The organism is Nocardioides humilatus (genome assembly GCF_008373755.1).
Classification (GTDB): domain Bacteria; phylum Actinomycetota; class Actinomycetes; order Propionibacteriales; family Nocardioidaceae; genus Nocardioides; species Nocardioides humilatus.
Map to the genome: position 1 here is coordinate 1 of NZ_VUJV01000080.1, position 280 is coordinate 280.

At 71.4% G+C, this 280-nt stretch carries 1 protein-coding gene; it reads right to left on the reverse strand.

The window, feature by feature from the left end:
• On the reverse strand, positions 1-280 hold a 280-nt coding region (locus F0U44_RS23195; RefSeq protein WP_223163816.1), incomplete at both ends, for a hypothetical protein.

Genomic DNA, 280 nt, shown 5'->3' on the forward strand with positions numbered 1-280 from the left:
GGAAGCTGGTCCCGGCCGGCACCGCGGCCGGCGAGATCATCCCGAAGGTCATCGGCTCGATGCGCAGCGTCGTGTCGCCGGGCCCGGTGGTCGCCGCGGCCGCGATCCGGTGGCCGTCCAGCTTCGGGGTCGTGAGCGGGCTGCCTTCGGGGATGTGGTTGTAGGCGTCGCGGATGACGGGCATCGGGCCCATCTCGTTGCCGAGCTCGTCGGCGTTGAGGGGTCCTGGGAAGTTGATGCCGGTGTTGGCGTAGGCCGCGGGCACGGTCACGAACGCCAG